This is a genomic window from Caulobacter sp. AP07 (assembly GCF_000281955.1).
Classification (GTDB): Bacteria; Pseudomonadota; Alphaproteobacteria; order Caulobacterales; family Caulobacteraceae; genus Caulobacter.
Map to the genome: position 1 here is coordinate 1 of NZ_AKKF01000085.1, position 4951 is coordinate 4951.

A 4951-nucleotide genomic window follows, 5' to 3' on the forward strand; every position below is an offset into this window, starting at 1 on the left:
CTCCCTCTGGGAGAGGGTTTCATGAGCGCGCCGCCGCATTGCCCTCCCGCCGAACTTCGTTCCGCCGCTTGACCCGTCGTTAAGCCGTGGGCGCTAGGATCGTCCCCCATGAGCAACCGTCCTTCCTCCGCCGGGGTCACCCCCGAACAGCTGGCCACCCTCAGCCACGAGTTCCGCACCCCGCTGAACGGCGTGCTGGGCATGGCCCGGCTGCTGGAGGGCACGCGCCTGACCGCCGAGCAGCGGACCTATGTGGCGGCGCTGCGCGAGAGCGGCGACCACCTGCTGTCACTGGTCAACGACGTGCTGGACTTCGCGCGCCTGGGGGCGACGGCGATCGACCTGCACGCCGCCCCGGTCGACGTCGAGAACCTGCTGCGCCAGGTGTCCGAGCTGCTGAGCCCGCGGGCCCACGAGAAGGACATCGAGATCGCCTGGGCCGCCGCGCCCGGCCTGCCGACCATCCTGGCCGACGAGGGCCGCCTGCGGCAGGTGCTGCTGAACTACGCCGGCAACGCCATCAAGTTCACCGAGACCGGCGGGGTGTTGCTGAGCGCCGACCTGACGGGGGACGGCCGCGTCCGCTTCTCGGTCCGCGACACCGGGCCGGGCGTCGAGCCCGAGAAGCGGGCCGCGATCTTCGAGGCCTTCGTCCAGACCGATCCCTCGCATCAGGCCCAGCTGGGCGGCGCCGGGCTGGGCCTGGCCATCGTCGCCCGCCTGGCCGCCGCCATGCAGGGCGAGGCCGGGGTCGGCGGCGAACTGGGCCAGGGCGCCGACTTCTGGTTCGAGGCCCCGTTCGAGACCGTGCCGGTGGAACCTGCCGAGCTGCCGCTTGTGGGCCGCTGCGTGGCCATCGCCTCGCCCAACGCCATGATCCGCGAGGCCGCCATCCGCCAGATCCGGGCCAGCGGCGGCCAGGCCCTTTCGGGGTCCAGCGTCGCCGAGGCCCTGAAGGGCGCGCCGGCCGAGGCCGTGCTGCTGCTCGACGCCGTGCTGGCCGGGCCGCGCGGGGCGCTCAGGCCCCCGGCCGACCGGGCCTGCGTGGTGCTGCTGACCCCCGACCAGCGCGACCGCATCGGCAAGCTGAAGGCCGCCGGCTTCAGCGGCTACCTGATCAAACCGCTGCGCCGCGCCTCGCTGATCGCCCAGGTTTTGGAAGCGCGCGCCGCCGCCCGCACCGCCTCCGTCGAGGTCGCCGCGCCCGCCGCGTCCAGCACGCCCGACGACGACCGCATCGCCCCGGCCGCCGCCCCCGGCGTCCGCGTGCTGCTGGCCGAGGACAATCCGATCAACGCCCTGCTGGCCCGCGCCCTGCTGGAGCGCGAGGGCTGCAAGGTCGACCGCATCGCCAGCGGCGACGAGGCCGTCTCGGCCCTGTCGCGCGGCTTCTACGACCTGATCCTGATGGACCTGCGGATGCCGGGCCTGAACGGCATCGAGGCGACCAAGGCCCTGCGCGAACGCGGCGTCACCACCCCGATCGTCGCCCTGACCGCCGACGCCTTCGACGAGGACCGCCGCGCCTGCCTGGCGGCCGGCATGAACGACTTCCTCGCCAAGCCCCTGACGCCCTCGGCCCTGCGCGGCGTGCTCACCAACTGGACCGGGCTTGGCTGGACGAAAGCGGCGACGCGCGCCAAGGTCGCCAGCTAAGGCGGGGCGGTCCCCGCACCGGGGAACGCCACGCATGACCGACCAGCCAGAAGCCGCGCCGAAGAAGACTCTTCTCCAGACCCTGGCCTTCTTCGGCGAGCGCCGCAGCCTGGTCATGCTGGGCCTGGGGTTCAGCTCGGGCCTGCCCTACATGCTGATCTTCGACACCCTGTCGCTGTGGCTGCGCGACGCGGGTCTGTCGCTGGCGGTGATCGGCTTCTTCAGCCTGGCCACCCTGTCGTTCTCGTTCAAGTTCCTCTGGGCCCCGCTGATCGACCGCACGAAGATTCCCGTGCTGCATGGGCTGGTGGGCCATCGCCGCGCCTGGATGCTGGCCTGCCAGGCGGTGATCATCCTGGGCCTGATCGCGATCTCCGGGGTCGATCCGGCCAAGAGCCTGCCGCTGATGGCCGCCATCGCGGTGATCGTCGGCTTCGCCACCGCCACCCAGGACATCGTCATCGACGCCTGGCGCATCGAGGTGGTCGACACCGAGCGGCAGGGCCAGATGGCCGTGGCCGTGCAGTGGGGCTATCGCGGCGCCATGATCATGGCCGGCGCCGTGCCGCTGCTGCTGGCCGAACGGTTCGGCTGGAACATCTCCTACCTCGCCATGGCGGCGGCCATGTCCATTGGCGTGATCGCGACCCTGCTGGCGCCGCGCGAACAGGCCCATGTGATCCGGCCCATTCACACCGATGGCATCAACCAGCCCAAGGCCCTGGAACTCCTCGAATGGCTGGCGCGCCTGGCCATCCTGCTGGCCGGCGCCCTGCTGGTCGGCTCGGGCCTGTCTGGCGACGCCAGCCTGCTGTCCAATTTCGTCGGCGGCGACGCCCTGGCCGAGGCCTGGAAGGCCAAGCCCAACGGCGTCTGGCTGCAATTGGCCGGCGTCATGCTGGGCCTGGGCGTGATCGTCGTCGCCGCCTGGCCGATCCCCAAGGTTCCGACCAAGCCCGGCGTCTATCTCTCGACGGCCCTATACTCGCCGCTCAAGGATTTCCTGACCCGCTTCGAGGGCGTGGCCGGCCTGATCCTGGCGGCGATCTGCGTCTACCGGGTCTCGGACTTCGTGCTCAACATCATGAACCCGTTCTATCGCGACATGGGCTTCACGCTCACCGAGATCGCCGAGATCCGGAAGGTGTTCGGCATCATCGCCTCGATGGCCGGCGTGTTCCTGGGCGGCGTGGTGGTGGCCCGGTTCGGCCTGATGAGAGCCCTGATCGTCGGGGCCTTCGCCCAGCCGATCAGCAACCTGATGTTCGCCCTGCTCGCCATGAGCGGCCACAGCACGCCCATGCTGTTCGCCTCGATCTGCATCGACAACATCGCCGGCGGCGTGGCCGGCACGGCCCTGATCGCCTACATGTCGAGCCTGACCACGGCGGGCTTCACCGCCACCCAGTACGCCCTGTTCTCGTCGCTCTACGCCCTGCCGGGCAAGCTGATCGCCTCGCAGTCGGGCCGCATCGTCGAAGCCTCGGCGATCGCGGCCGAGAAGGGCGGGCCGATCGGAACCTTGAAGAGCCTGTTCACCCGCCTGCCGCCCGAGAGCTTCACCGCCGCCGGCGCCAAGCTGGGCGTCAGCGCCCCGGCCATGGCCGCCGGCTATACGGCCTTCTTCATCTATACGGCCCTGATCGGCGTCGCGGCGATCGTGCTGTCTTTCCTGGTCGCAGGCCGCCAGCCCCGGCACATGGCGGCCAAGGCCGAAGCGGAAGCCCAGGCGGCGGTCGCGGCCGAAGCCTAGACCTTCAAGCACACCACCTGGGCCACCCGCAGGTCGCGGCGCAGGCCGTCGGCGACGCGGCCGTAGTTCTCGGTGGTGATCGCCTCGCCCAGGGCGAAGCCGGCGGCGCGGCGGCGGCCCTGGACCAGCAGGTCGCGGACGGTCTCCGGCGCGGTCGTGTAGATCCGGCCCCGGCGCGGTGACTCGGCGACGGTGACCCCGATCACCCGCCCGGCGCTGTCGAGGGCCGGGGCGCCCGACAGGCCCGACAGCGTGCCCTTCAGGGTGTCGGTGCGGCCGACCTCGGCCCAGACCAGCACCGGCTCGGTGCGCGCCCCGCGCCCCCGGACCACCAGGTTCTCGCGGCCCAGCAGGCGGGAGGTCACCTCGCCGGGATGGCCCTGCGGGAAGCCGGGGTGGAAGGCGCGCTCACCCCGGCGCGGCGGGTCGCCGACGCCGCGCATCGGCACGGCGGGCGCCCCGCCCTCGGTGGTCAGGATGGCGGCGTCGCCGGTGGGGTCGAGGGTGATCCGGGCCGCCACGCCCCGGCCGTCGGCGACGACGATGGCCGCCTCCTTGCAGCCGTCAACCACGTGGCGGGCGGTCAGCCACGAGCCGCCGTCGTCGACCGAGAAGGCCGTGCCGCTGCCCGGCTGGCCGTTGTCGGGCACCTGGACGACGATGGACGGGTCGAACGGCGAGGCCGGGCCCAGCGGCAGGCCCTCGCCGCCGGGCACGGGCGGCGGCGGCGGCGGGGCGTCGGAACGCTCCTGCCGGCCGACGGCCACGACCAGCAGGGCGGCCACGACCGCGCCGTAGATCAGCCAGTCCGGAAGTCTCGGGAAATGCACTGGATCGCCCCCGCGTCCCCCGCCGTCAGCCGGCCACGGCGGCGGCAAGGATCAGGGCGGTGGCGAGCTTGGCCCCGACCAGCAGGGCGGCGGCGGCGACCTCGCCCTCGTTGATCCGCTCGGGCAGGCCCTTGAGCAGCATATCGGTGATGCGGAACACCAGCAACTGGACGGCGATGGTCGAGACGCCCCACAGCACGATCTCCAGCGGCGACACCGAGGCCGACAGCGAGGTGGCCAGCGGAATGGCCAGGCCGACCATCACCCCGCCCAGCGACAGGGCGGCGGCGGCGTTGCCCTCGCGGATCAGCTTGATTTCCTTGTGCGGGGTCAGCAGGGCGTAGAGCGCGGTGCCCAGCACCAGCATCGCCAGGGTGATGGCGGCGTGACCCAGGGTCAGGGGCAGTCCCTTGGCGAAGGCCAGGATCTCGGGCGACTGGAGCTGTGACGGCATGGAAACGGTGAACCCCGAAACTTGAGGACGGCATTGCTAGCACGGGTTCCGGGGGCGTGCGTAGGGGGCTCGTCTCACAACCCGGGCGCCTGATCACTTGCCCCCTACGGGCCTTCGGCCGTCTTCCCCCAGAGGGGGAAGAGCCTCGCGCTGCGCCCCTTATGGGGGCGGACAGACCGCGCAGCGGTCAGGTGGGGGCAAGTCGGTGTGATCTCACGCGGGAACCCGCTGAGGTGTGGGGAGGCGGCGGAGCGTCCG

4 protein-coding genes are annotated in these 4951 nt (G+C 72.0%); 2 read left to right on the plus strand and 2 right to left on the minus strand.

Annotation, left to right across the window (positions count from 1 at the left end; translation table 11 throughout):
* The first annotated feature begins 108 nt into the window (after window positions 1-108).
* Together PMI01_RS05755 and PMI01_RS05760 are read left to right on the plus strand one after the other, a co-directional pair.
* Window positions 109-1656 (plus strand): response regulator, encoded by a 1548-nt coding sequence (locus PMI01_RS05755; protein ID WP_007665157.1) that lies wholly within the window; start codon window positions 109-111, stop codon window positions 1654-1656.
* A 34-nt stretch (window positions 1657-1690) separates the two neighbouring features.
* Window positions 1691-3409, plus strand: a complete 1719-nt coding sequence (locus PMI01_RS05760; RefSeq protein ID WP_007665166.1) for an AmpG family muropeptide MFS transporter — start codon at window positions 1691-1693, stop codon at window positions 3407-3409.
* Here PMI01_RS05760 and PMI01_RS05765 read toward each other — a convergent pair.
* The gene (locus tag PMI01_RS05765; protein ID WP_007665167.1) at window positions 3406-4239 is read right to left on the minus strand and encodes a S1 family peptidase; all 834 of its coding nucleotides are present in this window, start codon (window positions 4237-4239) and stop codon (window positions 3406-3408) included. The genes PMI01_RS05760 and PMI01_RS05765 overlap by 4 nt on opposite strands.
* 25 nt (window positions 4240-4264) lie before the next feature.
* Complete coding sequence (locus PMI01_RS05770) at window positions 4265-4693, minus strand: DUF350 domain-containing protein (RefSeq protein WP_007665168.1); 429 nt, start codon at window positions 4691-4693, stop codon at window positions 4265-4267.
* Between the last annotated feature and the right edge of the window lie 258 nt (window positions 4694-4951).